The organism is Chlamydiifrater volucris (assembly GCF_902806995.1).
Classification (GTDB): Bacteria; Chlamydiota; Chlamydiia; order Chlamydiales; family Chlamydiaceae; genus Chlamydiifrater; species Chlamydiifrater volucris.
In genome coordinates this window covers 64,079-84,059 of sequence record NZ_LR777654.1, presented here as the reverse complement: position 1 = coordinate 84,059, position 19,981 = coordinate 64,079, and the positions used below count along the sequence as shown (strand labels likewise).

Genomic DNA, 19,981 nt, shown 5'->3' with positions numbered 1-19,981 from the left:
TTTGAGGTGCTTATGATTGCTAAATCTCCAGGGGATTTTCGACTTCTGCATTTTTCGGACTTGCATTGCTATTGTTTCCCTTTCAACGTTTTTACATGCTTTAACAAGCGAGCCAAAGGGATGCTAAGACAACTTTTTTGTCCTCTGGGCTTTGAAACGCGTAAAATTATTAACCATTTCTCGGAGCTAATCTCTGGTTTATCAGTAGATGCTTTGTGCGTAACTGGAGATTTCACTCTTACTGCTACTAAAAAAGAGTTCCTTTTAGCGAAAAACTTCATTAATCACCTTAAAGAAACGCTTTCTGTCCCAATATACTTGCTACCAGGCAATCATGACGTTTACACAAAGAAAGCTTTCTCGGAGGGAGTTTTCTACAAGATTTTTCCCAACCCTCAGTTGCAGCAAGGACGTGTCACCTTCAATAAAATCAGTGAACAATGGTGGCTGGTGCTGTTAGATTGTTCTTACCCTAACGGATGGATGACCTCTCATGGGAAAGTGGATCCTATGCAAATTTCCGTTCTAGAAAACTTTTTCTTAAATATTCCTGCAGATGAGAAAGTTATCATAGCTAACCATTACCCATTGCTAGCGACAAGCCGACCTTATCATGATCTCATCAACGGAAAGTTACTACAAAATATGTTAAAAAAATATTCAAACGCAAAAATTTACATACACGGGCATGACCACGCCGCAGCCGTTTACAGCTGCAAAGACCACTATCCTAGTTTGATCTTGAACTCTGGGTCCATTTCTGACAGAAAAAACGCTCGATTCAACGTAATCGACGTCCGCAGCCAAGGATGCAGCTCCTTCACCATGGCAATAAGAGGCCTCCGAAAAAAAAACTCCCCTCTAGAATTGGAGCTTGAGTCCTCTTACGAACTGCAGTTTTGACAAAGGGCAGACAGTCCGATAGAAGACCTCTATATACCTTCCTCTAGGAGCCTGCCGGCTATATAGTCAAGAACCTCTGCTGACGGGGTGTTGTAATCGACCACTGAAGACACATCGATATCCCTAGCTGAGGGCGGGGCCATTTCCATGAGTTTCTTAACCCACATGTCTCTTTTAGTTGCTTCCTGCTCTTCTCTCTGAATACCCCGATCACGAAGTTTTCGAAGAAGCTGGGCCTCTTCCGAGGCGATCAATGTTTTCTTTTTCATACCTCGCACTCTACCGAAACCAACAAATTTTAGACAAGAACCTACTTAGAAACTCTAGATTCGTAATCACCTGTTCGAGTGTCTACTTTAATCACCTCACCCTCTTCAATGAAGATAGGCACCATAATCTTAGCTCCCGTATTTGTCACTGCGGGCTTCAAAACTCTCCCCGATGCCGTATCTCCTCGTACACCCGGAGCAGCCTCCACTATGGTCAACTCCATAAATATAGGGGGCTCAACTGCAATGATTTCGTCATTATATCTCACCAGCGTGTAAATAGAATCCTCTAGCAACCACTGTCTAATATTTTCAAGCTTCTCCCAAAAGACAGTTTCTTGATCGTAACTTTCATCATCCATGAAAGTTGCCCCTTCCTGGTCTGTATACAAGAGCCTCATCTGTTGCTCTCTCACGTCTGCAGTCTCGACAGTTTCCCCTGACTTAAAAGTTTTTTCGATGACTCTACCGTTTAAAAAATTTTTAATCTTAATGCGATTAAAAGCTTGTCCCTTTCCAGGTTTAACAAAATCATTCTGCAATATCAGGTAGGGTTGACCATCTATCTCTATCCTCAAGCCCACTCTAAAATCACTCGTGCTTACACGTACCATAATATTAACTTCCGTTTCATTATCGGTAGATGGATTCTACTCCTGAAATAGACGGTTTGTCCAGAAGAATGTCAGAGAAAACAGATCTCAGAAAAATAATTAATCTTGTATCTTGAGTAAAACCTACTAGACAAGGCGGGCTCCGTGTTACCAGACAATGACTTTGACGATAGAAAACATGAAGAAAGAATAGCCAGGGACACTTTAGAACGCTACTCTGGCTCAGACATTCAAGATTTTTGCCCCTTTTTGCTTTTGACCAATTTCTCTTACTACATCCGCGTTTTCGCAAAAATGTTTCAAGTTCCTATCACAGAGGGATCTATGTTCTCTGCAGCACATGCCCCCGAACTGAGAGTTTCCATATTAGATTTTAAATTGGGCTCTCCTGGGGCTGCTCTAACGGTTGATTTGTGCTCATTTCTACCCAATACTAGAGCTAGCTTGATGTTAGGGATGTGCGGAGGACTCCGGTCTCATTACAATGTCGGAGACTATTTCGTTCCTGTCGCAAGTATTCGTGGGGAAGGCACTTCGGACGCTTATTTCCCTCCAGAAGTTCCTGCCCTTGCTAACTTTGTTGTGCAAAAAGCGACAACAGAAATCCTTGAAGAAAGTAGAGCTCATTATCATATTGGAATAACACACACTACCAACGTTCGTTTTTGGGAGTTTAATAAAGAATTTCGGAAAAAACTTTACGAAACAAAGGCTCAAACAGCAGAAATGGAATGTGCTACTCTATTCGCCGCTGGCTACAGGAGAAACTTCCCCATAGGGGCCTTATTGCTAATCTCTGACTTACCTCTACGTAAGGAAGGCATCAAAACAAAACAAAGCAGCTCCTTTGTCCTCAAGACGTACACAGAAGACCACATCTCCAAGGGCATTTCGGTCCTCCACAGGCTCGAGGAACTACTTAACAAAAAAGCCTCTAGCAAGGGTGACCTACCCCATATGGAAGTCGGAGAGGCCGATGACCTTGATTCTGGCGGATCAAAGGATTCTGACTATTGAGTTCTCGGCCCTCCGTAAGGAGGGCCTGAGATGTAACTTATGATAGCAACTGCTCTAGAACTCCATGAACTGTGAAACCAAATTCTTCTGCAACTTGCTTGGGAGATCCAGAAAGTCCAAATCCTTCCACGCTGATTGCTATTCCGTCCAAGCCGATATACTTAAACCATCCCAAACTGCTACCGGCTTCTATGGAGACTCTTTTACCCAAATTTCCACCGACCACGGAGTTCTTGTAATCTTCATCTTGCTCTTCAAAAATTTCCCAACAAGGCATAGAAATTACGCGTACGCCTTTGCCTAATTGAGATAGCTCTCGTGCCACTTCTACGGCCAAACAAACTTCTGAGCCCGTGGCAAAAAGAGTAAAGTCTAAGGGGCGTCTTTCTCTAACAAGAACATATCCTCCTCTGGCAGCCCCTTCAGAAAAAGGCCTATCAGTCTCATCCAATGTAGGGAGATTTTGTCTAGACCAGATCAAAGCTGTTGGCCCCTTATACCTCAAAGCAGAAAACCAAGCTACCCTAGCCTCATGAGCATCAGCAGCTCTAAATACACGCAATCCAGGGATAGCCCTTAGAGACATAATCTGCTCTACGGGCTGATGTGTGGGGCCATCTTCTCCAATGAAAATGGAATCATGGGTAAACTGATAAATCACAGGAAGTTTTGATAGAGCCGCTAGCCGAATAGAGTTTCTCAGGTAGTCAGAAAATACCAAGAAAGTCCCCCCGTACGGACGGAAAAGCTTTGTAGAAGCTAGGCCATTCATAATAGCTCCCATGCCAAACTCTCGAACTCCATATTTAATATTTTTCCCTAAAAACCCTTCTATTCCAACAATATCTTCGTCAGAGATAAAGGTACCATCAGAACTAGAAAGATCGGCAGACCCTCCCAATAAGTTAGGGATATCTTTGGCAAGCAATTGCAAGATCTTGTTAGAAATAGCCCGACCTGAGACAGCTTCAGGAACTTTCATCTCCCTTAACTTTTGTTCCAAATCTTCAGGTAAACCTTTTTCGACAAAAGCTAAAAACTCCTTGTGCAAGTCCGGAAAGTGCTTGGACCATACTCGAACCGTATCCGCCCACTCCTCCTCTGATTTTCGATCTTCGTGAAGCTTATCTGCAAAAAATTTCTCTACAGAACGCGGAACAAAAAACTTGTCCTCAGCTAAATTCCAATACCTTTTGGTTTCTGCAACACCTTCCTCACCCAAGGGAGCTCCGTGAGCTTTACTACTACCTGCCCTAGGAGATCCGTGACCTATAACCGTTTTAGCAATAATCAATATGGGTTTCCCTACCCCGCGCTTGGCAATATCAAAGACCTTCTCCATAGCATGAAAATCATATCCGTCTATTTCAAAAACTTCCCACGCATATGCCTGAAAACGGGCTTTCACATCTTCGCAAGAGATTTCCTCCATACTACCGTCTAAAACGATGCCATTATAATCGTATATAAGAACAAGATTATCCAACCCTGCTCGCCCAGCCCAGCTACAAACCTCATGATTTATACCCTCCATAAAGCACCCGTCTCCAGCAAGACAGTAGACTTTGCTAGTAAAAATAGGGAAACCTGGACGATTAAATCTCGCTGCCATTATTTTCATACCTAAAGCAATACCTACAGCATTTCCAACTCCCTGACCCAAGGGTCCTGTAGTAGCTTCCACTCCTTCAGTATGTCCAAGCTCTGGATGCCCAGGTGTTTTAGAATGCAATTGTCGAAAACATTGTATGTCTTCCATAGACACGTTGTATCCAGCCAAATGTAAACAGGAGTACAAGAGAGCCGACCCATGACCCGCAGATAAAATGAATCTATCTCTATTGATCCAATTCGGATTTTTAGGATTGTGTTTCAAAACAAATCCGTAGAGATACGCTGCCAATTCTGCGCATCCCAAGGGCATGCCAGGGTGTCCTGATCCCGCTTTCTGAATAGCTTCGATACTTAACTGCTTAATAGCCCCTGAAATTTTTCCCAAAATATCAGTATCAAGTTCCTTGATAACCATACCCACCTGTCCTTAAAAAGCCTCTTTTTACTTACACAATACTAAATCCGGCACCAACCAATGAAAACGAGAATACTTTATCTCAATTTGAAGGCACAAATACTCCCCCGAATTGAAAAACCCGTTGTTCCTAAAAATGGCTGGATGTTCAGAAAAACTGAAAGCAAACCAAAACAACAATCGCGAAAGAAACAAGTCAAGTTTTAACTACGAACGGCTATTCTCGTCTCAATCCGGCAGCAAAGCCATTGGATCATAAAAAATCATTCAGCAAAAAGCAAGTGACGAAAAAAATCCTCAATACAAGAAACAGGCGATATAAAAACCCCTTATATAAAAACCTCTTACAGGTATAATGGACCTCCGAAGATTTTTTCCTTCGAAACGCAACCAAAGAACGTCATTTATGTTAAGTAACACTATCCGTGCTCGATTTTTAGAATTTTTTAAAAATAGGGGCCACGCTCTCCTCCCTTCTTCCCCGGTCTTTCCTCATAATGATCCTTCCATTCTTTTTATCAATGCTGGGATGAATCAGTTTAAAGATATTTTTTTAAACAAAGAATCTTCAGACTACACCAGGGTTTCTACCGCGCAAAAATGTATTCGAGCAGGAGGAAAGCACAATGATTTAGAAAACGTTGGGCACACTTCAAGACATCTAACCTTCTTCGAAATGCTGGGAAATTTTTCTTTTGGCGATTACTTCAAGGAAGAAGTTATTTCTTTCGCTTGGGAGGCCTCCCTTTCCGTTTTTAACTTCGATCCGGAGAAGATTTGGGCTACAGTCCACGAGAAGGATGATGAAGCCTTCTCTCTCTGGGAAAAATATTTACCACCGGAAAAAATTGTCCGCTTACAAGATAAAGATAACTTTTGGTCAATGGCCGACACAGGCCCCTGCGGCTTTTGTTCTGAGCTACTTTTTGACAGAGGAGCTTCGTTTAGTTCTGCGACATCTCCAGAAAATGACCCCGAAGGGGAGCGTTTTTTAGAGTACTGGAATTTAGTTTTCATGGAATTTAATCGTTCCAAGAAAGGCTCTCTAAACCCGCTTCCCAAAAAAAATGTCGATACAGGGGCTGGCCTAGAACGTCTAGTTTCTCTGCTTTCTGGAGTTTCATCCGTTTTCGAAACAGATGTACTAAGACATATCATACGAAAAATTGAGTCGTTATCAAGGAAGGATTACATCTCCTCTTTCGAAGGAGCCCCCTTTAGAGTTGTAGCAGATCATGTTCGCTCCCTATCATTTGCCATTGCTGATGGGCTACTACCAGGAAACGTGGATAGGGGTTACGTGTTAAGAAAAATCCTTCGAAGGGCTGTTAATTATGGTCGACAAATCGGTTTTTCAAAACCTTTCCTAGGAGAAATCATCCCTGCTCTCGTAGAAGTTATGGGGGAGGCCTACCCTGAATTAAAATCTGCTCAACAACACATTTGCGATGTTTTGACCGGAGAAGAAGAGAACTATCTAAGAACCTTAAGTCGCGGTGGGACTCTCTTCCAAAAAATCATCACTCACTCTCAAGAACAGGGCAAGATATCTGGAGAAGATGCGTTCAAGTTGAAAGACACTTATGGCCTCCCCTTGGACGAAATTTGTCTTATGGCTAAAGATCATGGAATTTCCGTAGATACTAAAACATTTGTTCTTTTAGACCAGCAATCAAGAGATCTATCCAGAAAATCCTCTGGAAAAATGAGGGCCGACCACAATGCTATGTACGAAACTCTAGATCCAAGTATTTCTTCTAATTTCTGCGGCTATGAAACAACTTCTTTCGATAGTTTCATTCTCTGTCTACTAAAGAACGGTCAAAGTGTCGACCGCTTGAATGAAGGGGAAGAGGGAGAAATTATTCTTTCTTCAACACCTTTCTATCCGGAAAAAGGAGGGCAAGTGGGCGATCAAGGAGAAATTTTTTCCTCTTCCGGATCTTTTTCTGTGAAGGACACTCAATCTCCAAGAGCTGGAATTATCGTTCACAAGGGCAGAGTAACAGAAGGTTCTTTATCCTCTCAATCTGCCGTGACGGCCCACGTAAATTACGGAAGAAGATTAAAAATTTGCGCCAACCACTCATCATGCCATTTGCTTCACAAAACTCTAGAGGTCGTTCTCGGTTCTCATGTTCGTCAAGCTGGCTCTTACGTTGATGAGTCCAAGATACGGTTAGACTTTACTCACCCACAAGCCTTATCCAAGCAAGATCTTCGAACTATAGAAGATATCGTTAATGAGAAAATTCGAGAAAATTTGAATATCAATGTTCGTGAATCTTTGTACGCTGATGTTGTAGACAATAAAGATGTTAAACAATTCTTTGGAGATAAATACGGTGATGTTGTGCGTGTTGTTGATATGGAGTTCTCCAAAGAACTTTGTGGTGGGACTCATGCAAGATCTACAGGTTGTATAGGAATTTTTCTTATCGTTAAAGAACAAGCTGTGGGAACAGGCATTCGCCGTATAGAAGCTGTTACAGGAGAAGAAGCTTTGGCTTTTTCAAGAAGAAAAGAAGATTTACTAGCTTCTCTTTCCAGAAAATTACAGAGCCCTGACGATGCTTTAGAAATTAAGGTAGATAACCTTTACTCAGAGCTCTCAGACGCAAAAGAAAAAATAAAAAAATTAGAAGATCAGTTCATTTGGCAAGATATAGAATGTCTATCTCCCAGAAAAATTGGAGAAAGGGTATTCCTTGTTGTTCATGAAACGGACCCTGATTATGCACACGCCCTTCGGCTCTATGCAGACAAATTACATCAAAAATCTCCACAAAATCTTATCACGGTCTCTATGGCTGGCAAAGGAAACAGAAAAACTATTTTAGTAAAAATATCTGACAATCTTGTCGCCGAAGGCCTCCATGCCAATGCCTTTTTAACTAATGTTCTTTCTCCTCTAGGAGGAAAATGCGGAGGAAAAGCTAATTATTCTCAAGGGAGTGCAATGAGTTTGCCTCAAACAGAAGATATCATTTCGATCGTACAACAATGGATTTCGACCCAAAGCAAATAAAAACTTCTTTCTTTTCTCAATGCCGAGCTGACTTTAAGGAAAGCACAACCATAGTTATAGAAAATATTGGGTCAGGAGCTGCAGCGTTTTTGGCAACTAAGCTGTTCTGGGCTAGATCAGTCTCGACTATTGTTGTAACAACCCAGCAGCGCTTCGACGACCTTTTAGGGAACGTTGAGACATTTCTTGGGCATGCTCCTGAGGAATTCCCTTCCTCGGAAATTGACCTGTCTTTGAAATGGGTGAACGTTGATGCTGTGGGGAAAAGAGATTCCTTACTCCACTCGCTATCGGAGAAAAAGGGGCCTGTCATTTGTCTGACAACATTGAAAGCCCTTTTGGAAAAGACTCCTACTCCTAAGGAATCTTCTTCCCGGCACATTACTCTTTCTGTCAATGATGAAATTAACTCCGAACTAGTTATAGACCTTTTAAGGGAACTCGGCTACCAACACAAAACCTTAGCTGTAGAAAAAGGCGAGTTTGCCTGTCGAGGCGGCATTGTAGACATCTTTCCATTATCTTCTACAGAGCCTGTCCGATTAGAATTTTGGGGAGAAATTTTATCTTCTATAAGAGTCTATGATCCTAAAAGTCAACTCTCTACGGGCAAGACATCGAAGATAAATATTACTCCCGCCAGCGACTTTTCCAGAGAAAATTTTTCTGGATCATTGACGGATTACTTTGATTCTCAGACATTGTACATATTTGATGAGGTTATAGATTTAGAAAACGATTATGCCAACCAAGTAGGCATATTCAGAACACACGAAAAGCAGTTTCTTCCCATTAGTAAATTATGGTCAGATATAGCGAATAATCCTAAACTTTTTCTATCGTCACAGGTACTCCCTCAAGAGACTTTACATAATGACGTGATTGATATTCTGTCCTCCACCTTTCCAATAAAAAGAGTGGCCTCCCCATTTTTAAAGATAGATCAAGAATTCATTCATGACGAGGAAAATGCTAATGCTTTAGCCTCTTATGCAAAATACTTAGAAGATTTTACCTCTACTACTTTCGAGGAAGAAAATTTTCCCTCAATATGCGTGTATGGAACAAAAGGGAAAATTCTAGCGGAGTCTGCTACTCTGCTAAAAGCGACCTTGTCTAAATTTCTTATATATACTCAGGAAGGCCCCTTATCCTCCGGCTTCTTTTTTCCTGAGGGAGGGTTTGCTGCCGTTTCTTTGTCTGAATTTGCTCATAAAAAAATTTTGCGCAGACAAAAGCAACGTAGTTATTTTTCCTCTTCCACAGAGGAGGTTTATGTTCCACTACCTGGAGACACTGTCGTCCATTTACAGAATGGTATCGGAAAATTCTTGGGAGTGGAAAGAAAACCCAATCACCAAAATGTTGAGACAGACTACATGGTGATAGAATATGCTAACAAAGCTAAACTATATGTTCCTTCCGACCAGGCCTTTCTCATATCGAAATACGTTGGATCTTCAGAAAAATCTCCTGATCTTCATGATTTAAACAGTTCTAAATGGAAGCGCTGCAGAGATTTAACCGAAAAGTCCTTGATCGCCTATGCAGAAAAATTATTAAAATTAGAAGCAGAAAGAACTACTCTACCAGCCTTCGTATACCCTCCAAATGGCGAAAATGTTAAAAAATTTGAGGAGTCTTTCCCCTATGAAGAAACTCCGGATCAATTGAAAGCCATTGATAGTATTTACTCTGATATGCTGTCCGATAAAGTTATGGATCGTTTAATCTGTGGTGACGCAGGATTTGGAAAAACTGAAGTCTTAATGCGCGCAGCAGTAAAAGCCGTTTGTGATGGGGGCAAGCAGGTTGTCGTCATGGTACCAACAACTATCCTAGCTCTTCAACACTACGAAACATTCTGTCAAAGAATGAGTGATCTTCCAATAAAAATAGGCGTTCTTTGCCGTTTCTCTGGCACTAAAGCTACTAAACAGCTGCTATCTCAGGTAAGTTCCGGGGAAATAAATATCCTCATAGGAACCCACAGACTAATAGGTAAAGATGTTACATTCAAAAATCCTGGACTGCTAATCATTGATGAAGAACAGCGATTTGGAGTGAAAGTTAAAGAACATCTAAAACAACTATACCCAGATATCGATTGCCTGACAATATCAGCGACTCCCATCCCCAGAACGCTCTACATGTCTTTGTCCGGAGCCAGAGACTTATCCGTTATAACGGTTCCTCCTTATGATCGTCTTCCCGTAAGTTCTTTTGTTGTAGAAAAGAAAGATGAAACAATCCAAGCAGCAATTAAACACGAGTTACTTCGAGGTGGACAAGCGTACGTCATTCACAACCGTATAGAATCTATTTTTTCTCTAGCAGAAAATATTCGTACGTTAATCCCTGAGGCTAAAATTTCCGTAGCCCACGGTCAAATGGACTCAGAGGAATTAACAAAAATTTTTGAGACCTTCAAAGCAGGTAGGACAAATGTGCTGGTAGCAACGGCCTTGATAGAAAACGGAATAGATATTCCTAACGCTAATACCATCCTTATCGACAATGCGGATAAATTTGGTATGGCAGATCTTTACCAAATGAAGGGTAGAGTCGGACGCTGGAACAAAAAAGCCTACTGCTACTTCATGGTTGCAAACGCAGAGATTCTATCAAGCAGAGCAGCGAAGAGGCTAGAAGTTCTTAACAAACAAGAATATGGCGGAGGAATGAAAATAGCCTTAGAAGACCTTGAAATTCGAGGAGCTGGCAATATCTTAGGAACGGATCAATCAGGACACATTACCTCTATAGGCTTTAATCTCTATTGTAAGCTTCTAAAGAAAGCTGTCAAAAACCTCAAGAAAAACAAAACTCAGGGAATTTTTGGTGATGAAGTTAAGATAGAGTTTCCTTATAACACTTCTATCTCAGAGGACTATGTCCCTTCAGCCACTATAAGAATAGAGTTTTATCAAAAAATAGGTAATGCGGAAACGGATGAAGATCTTGATGAAATCAAGGAAGAACTAAGGGATCGTTTTGGCCCTTATGATGTGTCTATAGATTTATTATTTGTTCTTGCCAAGATTCGTCTTTTCGCTGTAAAAAACAACTTTTCCATAATCAAAGCAACTTCGAACACCTTATTCGTGGTGCAAAAACACGGAAAATCTGAAGAAATTCGTAAGACCTTACCCTTCAGTTTGTCTGCTGATCCTCAGGAGCTGTTTTCGGACGTTGTTAAAGCTATAGAAATGGCCTTTCCATTGGAAGATGCTTTATCAGAAGAGCTGTCTTCTTAAGATCTGTCCATAGGGTAAAATCGCTCAACCTTTTAGGTGAAATCTTATGTCTATCTTCCTCGATGCGCTTTCTCAAAAAACAAAAACCACACCCGTTTGGTTTATGAGGCAGGTAGGCAGATACATGCCCGAATACCAAAAATTAAAGAAAAATCGCGACCTATTTTCTATTTTTCATGATACAGAAACTGTCGTACAAGCGACCCTTTTAGGCCCTCAAATTCTACAAACAGACGCGGCCATAATTTTTGCTGATATTCTTTCTATCCTCGATGGATTTAACATTCCCTACAAGTTCTCTCCAGGCCCAGCTATTGATTTTTCTCTCCATAATCCGCTTGTCTTCACAGAAAATCCAGCCGAAACTTTTTCTTATTTGTTCCACGCCATTTCTGAGTTAAAACGCTCCTTAAAAATTCCGCTCATTGGATTCTCCGCATCGCCTTTCACTTTAGCTTCGTATTTACTAGAAGGGGGATCCTCCAAAGATTTTCACAAAGCTGCTAAAGTTTGGTATGAATATCCCAAATATTTTCTCTCTCTCATAGAAACCCTCAGCTCTTCTATCTTCCACTATCTCAAAGGCCAGGTCGATGCTGGAGTTGACGTTATTCAACTATTTGACTCTGCATCTCATAGACTCCCCAACTCTCTCTTCCAAAAATACGTTGTAGAAACCAATAAAAGACTCATAAAAAAATTGCAGGTACTGAAAGTCCCTACTATTCTCTTCTGCCGAAACTCTTCTTTTTTTATCAAAGACCTTGAACAAACAGGAGCGACAGCTCTAAGTATCGACTGGCACCAACCTATGGAAGAGGTTCTCAGAGAAAATAGGAAAGACATCTCTTATCAGGGAAATATTGATCCGGCACTCCTGTTATTACCCAAGCAAGAATTACTGAAGCAATTTGCTTCTCAATTCCAAAAAATAAAGGATTTTCCTAACTATATCCTAAATACGGGCCATGGAATACTTCCAGAAACACCCCTAGAAAACATTTTAGCCTTAATAGATTATGTTCGGAATTAATTTTAATTTTCTAAGGGGACTCAATGGACCCGCCCCGCGCTACACTAGCTATCCCACTATTCCTGAATGGTCAGATTGTGCTTCCCCTGCTCCAGCTCTAGAAGCTTTATATGATTTGGATAATAGAAAAGAAAGCCCTTTGTCCCTTTACTTTCATATTCCTTTCTGTAGAACAATGTGTTTGTATTGCGCTTGCTCCGTTGTCCTCAATCGAAATCCCGAGGTAGAATCTCGGTATGTGGACACCCTGATGAAAGAAATAGATCTCGTTTGTGAAATTATAGGGACTAATCGAAGAGTAACGCAACTGCATTTTGGAGGAGGAACTCCGACAAAAATCGCCCCTAAACTTTTTGAGAAGTTATTTGATAAGATAGTCAATTCTTTTAGAATTGACTTTTCTAAGGAACTTAACATAGAAATCGATCCCAGAACCTCCCTTCCAGGTACTACCGGCGATCCTAAGTTCCTTCGTTCCCTGGGGTTCAACAGAGTTAGTTTGGGCATCCAAGATCTAGATCCAAAAGTGCAGGAAGCTGTCCGTCGTCGCCAGACAGAGCATCAATCTGTCTCCACTTACAAGGAGGCTCGTTCCGTTGGATTCGAAAGTATAAACATGGATTTCATTTATGGGCTCCCTAAACAAACTCCCCAATCTTTCTCTCAAACCATAGAGAAGATCCTCCAATTATGCCCAGACAGGATTGCTTTATTTTCTTTTGCCAAAGTTCCTTGGGTCAAACGACACCAAAAAGCCATTAAAGACCAGCACCTCCCAGATATAGAAAAAAAATTTCGCATCTACTCAGAATCTCGGAAGGCTCTGACAAACGCGGGATACCTGCCCATAGGAATGGATCACTTCGCCTTACCCCATGACGAAATGGCAAAAAGTTTCTTAGATAAAACTTTAATTCGAAACTTTCAAGGCTACTCATTACCTCTTGCCAATGACCTCATCGGATTTGGAATGACCGCAACAGGTTTTGTCGGAACGACCTACTTGCAAAATGCAAAAACCCTGTCAGAATATGAAAACACCATAAATTCCCAAACACTAGCCACAAGAAAGTACAAGATTCTGTCCAAAGATGATCGAATAAGAAAATGGGTTATCCACACAATAATGTGCTCTTTTTTTGTAGATAAAAAAATCTTCTCTAGCCTCTTTGGAGAAGATTTTGACAAGTATTTCGCTTCTTCTTCTCCCCGGATAATTGGAATGGAAAGCGCTGGCCTCGTTCACAACTCCCCAGAATCACTCACAGTCACGCCTCTGGGAGAGATGTTTGTCAGAGTAATAGCTACAGCCTTCGATGCTTACCTGCTTAACAAAACTGATCCCATCACTAACCTTTTCTCTTCGTCCATATGAAAAAACGTTTCGTCATCATTGGCGCTGGATTAACAGGGCTCACTGTGGCTTATCTCCTCAATAGGAAATATGGAAACGCAGCACACATCACTATTTTAGAACGCTCTTCTACTCCTGGAGGTCTTATTCTTTCCAAACATTCCAAAGGCTTTAATTTTGATTTAGGACCAAAAGGTTTTTTAACTAGCGGCGATGGCCAATTTACAACTCGCCTTATGCAGGAGCTCTCTATTCCTTTGTTATTCTGTAGTAAGTCGGCAAAAAAACGCTACATGCGATTTAATAACAAGACAAGAAAAATAGGCCTTCCATGTCTATTATCTCAAGGACTTATACCATCACTTATCAAGGACCTAATGGTAAAGCCTCAATCGAAGGAAGAGAACGTAAAAGAGTTTTTCGACAGACATGCAACTAGTAAAATGGTTCAAAATATCCTCACTCCCATCACAACCGGCATTCGGGCGGGATATCCAGAAATTTTATCTGCAACTCTAGCTTTTCCTTCCCTTAAACAGAGGGAAGCTCAGTATGGCTCTCTCATTAAAAGTTTCTTGTATGATCTTATATCTTCCTCTCAGAATAAGACCAAAATCAAAGGTCCTAGGTTGGCTACTCCCGAGGGCGGAATGTCTACTCTAATCAAGCAACTACTAAAAAATATTCCTCACCAACCTATATACAAAGAAGAAATCCAGAAAATAACTCTCGGTCCATATCTACAAATACAAACCCTAACATCCCAGTACTTTGCCGATACCATCATCTATACAGGACATCTCAAAACTCTGGCAGCCCTTCTTCCTTCCTTCCCTTTTGATCAAGTCTTAGATAATTCAAAAGACAGAGCTTTAGCTTGTCTTTCCCTTGGATGGAATACTCCTCACATCTTAAATAGAAGAGGTTATGGCATGCTTGTTGCAGACGAGCCTCCCATTCTAGGCATTGTTTGGACAACAGAAATATTTCCTGAAATTTCTCCAGGAAAGTCACAAATAGCTCTTCTGCTCGACTCCAATTTCGAAGAATCTAAAGCATTACGATTAGGCGTTCGTTCCATAAAAAAATACTTTGATATATCTCAAAAACCTGATGCCTTTGCCTATTCTTTTGCTCCTGAAGGTATCCCTCAACTGATGCCGGGATTTCTAGATAAACTCTCCTTGCTAAAAAGAACTCTTCCAGATTCTATACGACTAGCTGGACATCATATAGTAGGGCCTGGCGTTAATCGTTGTATTTCTAGCGCTTACAATCTCGTAGAATCTTTATGAAAAATGCTGCTTAGATGAAGCTAGATAATAGGTGGTAGCAGCCATCTCTCCTAATTCCTCAGATGCAGCCAGAGTCCCATCAAAATATTTTCCCATTCTGACGTCCAGTAAAAGGTTATTTTCTAAGCTTTCCACCAAATGACTGAGCAATGCAGCCTCCTCGTTTTGCAGAGAGTAACATTTAGCCAAAAGAGATCCAACTTGATGCCCAGCTTTGTAAAAAGCTAAAGGATTATCCGATCTCCAACTAATTGTCGCAGGATGCGTGGGGGAAAAGATTTCTTCTTTAAGTTCTTCTAAAATACATGTCGCATCAGCCAGAGAACTGACTGTATTTTTTTCCATAAGGACGCTAGCTAAAGCTAGGCGTATAATAAACCTAGCATGGGATGTAGCAGCATCTTTCCCTAGCCCATAAGGGAAATCAACTAAATTCATTACAGCCTTTCTTAAATCTCCTTCTTTTTCTTCCAATGACTTTCTACCAAGACTAGACAGATAGTAGGCAATGGAAGAAAAGGCTGAAAAAGGGAACTTTTTCGGGAAATAGCTGGCAGCTGCATATATAGTCTCTGAAGAACTTTCTCCAATGAAGTGAGGATGCAATAGAAAAAACAACCTATCTCCGTAGGGGACCCCTGATTGAAATATAGTTTCAAAAAGAAATATTGGACACAGATCAAAACAATGTGGGATTTTAGATATTATTAAAAATAGATATGATCTAACCAACGGTGATACTTCTTGGAAGAAACTAGGATCGATGATGACCTTCTTCCCGTACACGCATGCTGCATAGCATTGCGAAGCTACGGAAAGGTATTTATTACTGAAACTGTCTACAGTTCGAAGATCCTTCTTTCTAATAGCAGAAAGCATATTTAAAGCCTCTTGAAAAGGAGTTTCCCAACAACCCTCTCTCAGACTTCTCCCTATTTTTTCTGTATTTTCGAAAGATATTGTCTCTTCTATAAGAGAAAGAATTTCGTCAGAAAATAAAGAGGTCCTTCCGTTAAACCTTTTTCCAGATCGCTTGTTAGATGTGTTAAAATCCAACAGTTCCCTTAAAACACTTATCTCTTCCCGTTGTTTTATTTCAAATTTGGAAGGAAGCAAACATACCAAAGAAGCAAAAATTTCTTCGTAAAGAGTCATTAGTTCTATCGAAAGAGGATCTCGCAGGTAGGATTGTATATTCTTTTCTTTTCTCAAAGAAAACGGATATATGTGAGGTTCCTCCGGGGGAGAAAAAAATAATTCATATAAATTCAAAGTCATATTTTTTTCCTTGAACGGCATGGATTGGATCTCTTTTCGCACAAAGTCAGTACAACTTTCTTGATCTCCTTGTAGTGCCTTGCACAAAAACCAGGCTACCCCACTTTCCACCCGAGCCCAATTCTTGTAAGCTTTCAGAAAAAAGAATCCTGCCTGAGAGTAAAGATGCTTTCTTTGCCCTTGACATCTTACGTGCTGAGACTGTCTCAGCAAACTACATCCTAAGCACTCCCAAATATCTGCAAGAAAACAACAAGACCCCGTAGCTTTTTTCAAACCTTCTTCCAAAATTGAGCAGGCTTCTGCATATGCTCCTCTCTGGTAAGCGCTAGCCCCTAAAAAAAATAAATAGCTGGAGTAGTAAGGGGAATCTTCTTTGAAAAATTCCTTCTCCCCAACTTTTAGCAATTTATCTAACTTATCATTTTCAAAACTTATTAAATACCACTCCAATAATTTGAAATAGCCATTGCAAGCAATAGATCCTGACAAATACAGCCCCCTGTCTGTCAAGACTTCTAACTCCTTAATCGCATCACTCAACGAGCTAACACTACGATTTAAAGCATCAGAAAACAGCACTCTGTCCAACTCCCAGGACCTAGGCACTTCCCCCCTTGCCATAAGAGCTAGCAAATCAGATAATGCTTCTGCATAATTTTTTTCTTTTAAACAGACTTTGTTCATCAAATTTATCAACTCCCAGTCTGCTTTTCCCTCCTTTTTAGCTAAGAAAAAATTTGAAAGTTCGCGTATCTTGAGAAGACAGGCCTTTTCTAATTTTAACAAGTAAGGTTCTAAGTAAACTTTATCTTTGCTTATGTCCTCCAAAAGCCTCTCGGCTAAGATTAAACTCTCTGAATACTTTTCTGAAGAGAAAGCTTGCTCTACTTCATATTTTCTATTTGTGTAATCACCCAGAAGAGCTAATTTACACACATCCATCAACAAAGAATCTTTCCAAGACAGTTTATCCCGAACTTCCTTCGGCAATCCGAAAAGCCTATCAACAAGTTGAGGTAAGGATAATTTTTCTGGATTAAGAGTTTGTAAATATGCAAAAAGCTCTGTTCTCGCTTGCTTGGGAAGACCTGGGATACGCAAAGTATTTTTAATAACTTCCACAGCTTTGTTAGGAGTTCCATCTTTTACGAGGGAAGAAGCAAGATCTTTAGCCAAATTTGCTACCGTAACAAACTCTTGCACCGAAAAACTCGAGCTATTTTTCTTCACGGCTTCTAAAAATAGCTGAAAGAACTCCCATTGATCTTGGGGAGATTTCTTATCTAGGATCCCCTTAAATTCCCCATTCAAAGTTGCTCCTGAAGAGGTATTGAATTTTTCTCCCCTGGGGAAATTGACAGTAAATAGCTTATCAGAGGCCATCAAATCACGATGAGGCAAAAGGGTGCTGACGACAATTACGAAATGCAGGGAAACTCTAATAATCTTCGCAAAAAATCTAGTCAAAAACCATTCCTCACAAAAATACGATGCTCCACTTATAAGAAAACGCATTTTGAACAAAAAAAAAACTGATTTTTTTTAAAAAATTTTAACAACAAAAGAATTGGAATAAAACATTGATAAACAAAGACGTTATAACTCAAATCATAGTTTTTTTGTCTTCTCTAAACATTTTTTCTCTAAAAAATAGTTGCATGAATTCTTATCAACAAACTAATTAAAAAAATTGAAACTAATACAACTAACCCGTTTGAGGATTATTCTTCATGGCGCTCAAAGACACGGCAAAAAAAATGAAAGATCTTTTAGAAAAAATTCTAAGCGATCTTTCCAAAGCAGACAATGGCAATAAAGCTGCGGCTCAAAGAGTACGTACGCAATCTATCAAGTTAGAAAAAGTTGCCAAAGTATATAGAAAAGAATCTATCAAAGCAGAAAAATCTGGCTTGATGAAGAGGAAACCAGTAGCTAAAAAAGCTTCTACGAAGCGTGTTGCTACATCAAAAAAGACAGTTAAAACATCTGCTAGACCTATGAGGAAAGTAGTGAAGAAAAAAGCTACTTGCTCAACAAAAAGATGTGCTTCTGTTGCTAAAAAGAAAAAAGCATCTAGAAGATCTTCGAAAAGATAACTTCTTTTTGACTCCTACCCTAGGCGACATGTCCTTCGTGTCGCCATTTTCTTTATCACCTCTTGTTGTAGAAAAGCCTTCCTTCTGTTAGCATCGCTCCTTTTCTACGAGTCTTTCTGATGTTTTTAAGTCGTAAAGCTCCCCCTGCTTGTCCACACTTTGGCATTTGTGGCGGATGCTACTACCCCAGTGATGCCTATGAGCATAGTCTAAAAGTAAAGGACGAAAACCTTCGTTCCCAGTTTTCATCTCTGCTCTCAACTCATTCTTCTTTTTTAGGGATTGTCCCCGCCTCCCAACTTAGCGACTTCAGAAACAAAATGGAATTCTCTTTCTTCCAAACAGTGGACGGGAAAAAAGCCTTGGGACTGATGTCCAATAAAAAACCTCGTTTCGCTGTTCCTATTGCTTCCTGCTTCGTTGCAGGAGACACTTTTATCAGTTGCCTAGAATCAGTGCGTTCATGGTGGTATAATCATCCCGAAATCTCAGCATACTTTGCTCCAAAAAATAAAGGCTCTCTAATATCCCTTATAATAAGAAAAAGTAATGTCTCTGGAGAGCTACTTATAGTGATCACCTCTTCCGGAGCTACGGAGTATAAACTATCTCCGAAGCAAGTGGACGCCCTTGTTGATAATCTTTTAGCAACCACCCTTCCTATCACCTCTGTAGTATGGGAGGAAAAACATGCTCAACGAGGTCATCCAACATTCTTTTCTCAAAAAATCCTTCATGGACAGGGGTTCCTATGGCAAAAACTTCCAGCCACCACTAAAGCCCGAGACCTCCTATTCAAAGTTTACGCCAAAAGCTTCTTCCAACCAAACCCGCAACAGGCTGCTCTCATTCCCCAAATCATAGCCGATTTTATACGACCCACAGGTAAAGAGCAAATATTGGACCTCTTCTGCGGAGCAGGAACTTTAGGTATCTGTTTGGCAGACTCCGTAAAAACCGTGCAGGGAATAGAAATAGTCCCAGATGCTGTAAATTCTGCTAAAGAAAATATTTTTATCAACCAACTAGAAGAAAAAGTCTCTGTTTCTTTAAGCGATGCTAAAACCTTTTGTCGGTCTTTAACAACTTTCTCTCCAGAAAGATCTTTAACCTCCGCAATCCTACACCCTGATGTTGTGATTGTGGACCCTCCTCGGTGTGGGATGCAGTCAAAAACATTAAAATATTTAATAAGAATCAATGCTCCCCGTATCATCTACGTGTCTTGCAACCCCAAAACTCAACTGGAGGAGTGTCTCTCTCTCTCTAAAGAAGGTTATAAACTAACTTCCATGAAGGCTGTTGACCAATTTCCCTTTACTAATCACATAGAAAACATCGTTCTGATGGAAAAAACTAAGGCTCTACCTTAACAAATCCTCATTGCTTGAGAAGCTTTTCTATGTTATCCTTGCTTCTTTTGGAATACTATAGGGGGTCTTTCTATGCACTGGTTTCTCTCGGTCCTTTGCCTTTTATTACTTTCATCTCCAGTTTTTGCTGAGTCTATGTCAGAGCCTGTCTCTAAAGGAAACTTTTCCTCTTCTGCGCTGATGTTGGTTGTCGCTATATTCTTTTTTTATTTTATCCTTTGGCGCCCAGAACAAAAACGGAGGAAAGCCGTTGAGAAAACACGCAGCGAGCTATCTAAGGGCGATAAAGTGAATGCAATGGGAATCATTGGAACCGTTGACCAAGTCCTAGAACATACCGTTATTCTGAATATTACCTCAGGGAAAATAGAAGTTTTGAAAGCTGCTATCAACGAGGTCTTAAAATCAGAAAAAATCAAGTCCTGACAAAGA

At 40.5% G+C, this 19,981-nt stretch carries 14 protein-coding genes; 10 read left to right on the top strand and 4 right to left on the bottom strand.

All coding sequences use genetic code 11. The features are described 5' to 3' along the window. Positions 1-12: 12 nt before the first annotated feature. Positions 13-903, top strand: coding sequence for a metallophosphoesterase family protein (locus KJA62_RS00320; protein WP_213318064.1), 891 nt, complete (start codon positions 13-15; stop codon positions 901-903). 29 nt (positions 904-932) lie between these two features. Here the strand turns inward: KJA62_RS00320 and KJA62_RS00315 are convergent, their stop codons facing one another. After that, positions 933-1,172, bottom strand: coding sequence for a hypothetical protein (locus tag KJA62_RS00315; RefSeq protein ID WP_213318063.1), 240 nt, complete (start codon positions 1,170-1,172; stop codon positions 933-935). Between the two features lie 41 nt (positions 1,173-1,213). Further along, a complete protein-coding gene (gene efp, locus KJA62_RS00310) occupies positions 1,214-1,786 on the bottom strand; it encodes an elongation factor P (protein ID WP_213318062.1) in 573 nt (190 codons plus the stop codon). 144 nt (positions 1,787-1,930) lie between these two features. On the opposite strand from efp, the gene KJA62_RS00305 reads away from it, so the two are divergent. Continuing rightward, on the top strand, positions 1,931-2,803 hold the full coding sequence (locus KJA62_RS00305) for an AMP nucleosidase (RefSeq protein WP_213318061.1): 873 nt from the start codon (positions 1,931-1,933) through the stop codon (positions 2,801-2,803). Positions 2,804-2,840: 37 nt separating this feature from the next. Here the strand turns inward: KJA62_RS00305 and tkt are convergent, their stop codons facing one another. Continuing rightward, positions 2,841-4,832, bottom strand: coding sequence for a transketolase (gene tkt / locus KJA62_RS00300; RefSeq protein WP_213318060.1), 1,992 nt, complete (start codon positions 4,830-4,832; stop codon positions 2,841-2,843). 406 nt (positions 4,833-5,238) lie between these two features. Here tkt and alaS point away from each other — a divergent pair, with 406 nt between their 5' ends. Genes alaS through hemG form a run of 5 tightly spaced genes read left to right on the top strand, consistent with a single transcriptional unit; the run spans position 5,239 to position 14,799 of the window. Beyond that, positions 5,239-7,860: an alanine--tRNA ligase gene (alaS, locus tag KJA62_RS00295; RefSeq protein WP_213318059.1), complete on the top strand. Its 2,622-nt coding sequence runs from the start codon at positions 5,239-5,241 to the stop codon at positions 7,858-7,860. Continuing rightward, on the top strand, positions 7,836-11,117 hold the full coding sequence (gene mfd / locus KJA62_RS00290) for a transcription-repair coupling factor (RefSeq protein ID WP_213318058.1): 3,282 nt from the start codon (positions 7,836-7,838) through the stop codon (positions 11,115-11,117). The genes alaS and mfd overlap by 25 nt, the downstream gene beginning before the upstream one ends. A 46-nt stretch (positions 11,118-11,163) precedes the next feature. Continuing rightward, a complete protein-coding gene (gene hemE, locus KJA62_RS00285) occupies positions 11,164-12,150 on the top strand; it encodes a uroporphyrinogen decarboxylase (protein WP_213318057.1) in 987 nt (328 codons plus the stop codon). Further along, positions 12,137-13,525, top strand: a complete 1,389-nt coding sequence (gene hemN / locus KJA62_RS00280; RefSeq protein WP_213318056.1) for an oxygen-independent coproporphyrinogen III oxidase — start codon at positions 12,137-12,139, stop codon at positions 13,523-13,525. Before hemE ends, hemN begins: the two co-directional genes overlap by 14 nt. Next, positions 13,522-14,799 carry a protoporphyrinogen oxidase gene (gene hemG, locus KJA62_RS00275; RefSeq protein WP_213318055.1) on the top strand — a complete coding sequence of 426 codons (1,278 nt, stop codon included), beginning with the start codon at positions 13,522-13,524 and terminating at the stop codon, positions 14,797-14,799. Before hemN ends, hemG begins: the two co-directional genes overlap by 4 nt. Here hemG and KJA62_RS00270 read toward each other — a convergent pair. Next, complete coding sequence (locus KJA62_RS00270) at positions 14,794-17,547, bottom strand: hypothetical protein (protein ID WP_213318054.1); 2,754 nt, start codon at positions 17,545-17,547, stop codon at positions 14,794-14,796. The two genes, hemG and KJA62_RS00270, sit on opposite strands and share 6 nt — an antisense overlap. A gap of 263 nt (positions 17,548-17,810) precedes the next feature. Here KJA62_RS00270 and hctA point away from each other — a divergent pair, with 263 nt between their 5' ends. From hctA to yajC, 3 genes are all read left to right on the top strand, one after another. Then, the gene (hctA, locus tag KJA62_RS00265; protein WP_213318053.1) at positions 17,811-18,176 is read left to right on the top strand and encodes a histone H1-like protein HctA; all 366 of its coding nucleotides are present in this window, start codon (positions 17,811-17,813) and stop codon (positions 18,174-18,176) included. Positions 18,177-18,295: 119 nt separating this feature from the next. Further along, positions 18,296-19,549 carry a 23S rRNA (uracil(1939)-C(5))-methyltransferase RlmD gene (gene rlmD, locus KJA62_RS00260; protein WP_213318052.1) on the top strand — a complete coding sequence of 418 codons (1,254 nt, stop codon included), beginning with the start codon at positions 18,296-18,298 and terminating at the stop codon, positions 19,547-19,549. A 72-nt stretch (positions 19,550-19,621) separates the two neighbouring features. Next, positions 19,622-19,975: a preprotein translocase subunit YajC gene (gene yajC / locus KJA62_RS00255; protein WP_213318051.1), complete on the top strand. Its 354-nt coding sequence runs from the start codon at positions 19,622-19,624 to the stop codon at positions 19,973-19,975. Positions 19,976-19,981: the final 6 nt, after the last annotated feature.

What these genes read in the sequence shown, in the direction of transcription:
- KJA62_RS00320 (WP_213318064.1), top strand. Translation starts at nt 13, where the DNA reads ATGATTGCTAAATCTCCAGGGGATTTTCGACTTCTGCATTTTTCGGAC.
- KJA62_RS00315 (WP_213318063.1), bottom strand. Translation starts at nt 1,172, where the DNA reads ATGAAAAAGAAAACATTGATCGCCTCGGAAGAGGCCCAGCTTCTTCGA.
- efp (WP_213318062.1), bottom strand. Translation starts at nt 1,786, where the DNA reads ATGGTACGTGTAAGCACGAGTGATTTTAGAGTGGGCTTGAGGATAGAG.
- tkt (WP_213318060.1), bottom strand. Translation starts at nt 4,832, where the DNA reads ATGGTTATCAAGGAACTTGATACTGATATTTTGGGAAAAATTTCAGGG.
- alaS (WP_213318059.1), top strand. Translation starts at nt 5,239, where the DNA reads ATGTTAAGTAACACTATCCGTGCTCGATTTTTAGAATTTTTTAAAAAT.
- mfd (WP_213318058.1), top strand. Translation starts at nt 7,836, where the DNA reads ATGGATTTCGACCCAAAGCAAATAAAAACTTCTTTCTTTTCTCAATGC.
- hemE (WP_213318057.1), top strand. Translation starts at nt 11,164, where the DNA reads ATGTCTATCTTCCTCGATGCGCTTTCTCAAAAAACAAAAACCACACCC.
- hemN (WP_213318056.1), top strand. Translation starts at nt 12,137, where the DNA reads ATGTTCGGAATTAATTTTAATTTTCTAAGGGGACTCAATGGACCCGCC.
- hemG (WP_213318055.1), top strand. Translation starts at nt 13,522, where the DNA reads ATGAAAAAACGTTTCGTCATCATTGGCGCTGGATTAACAGGGCTCACT.
- hctA (WP_213318053.1), top strand. Translation starts at nt 17,811, where the DNA reads ATGGCGCTCAAAGACACGGCAAAAAAAATGAAAGATCTTTTAGAAAAA.
- rlmD (WP_213318052.1), top strand. Translation starts at nt 18,296, where the DNA reads ATGTTTTTAAGTCGTAAAGCTCCCCCTGCTTGTCCACACTTTGGCATT.
- yajC (WP_213318051.1), top strand. Translation starts at nt 19,622, where the DNA reads ATGCACTGGTTTCTCTCGGTCCTTTGCCTTTTATTACTTTCATCTCCA.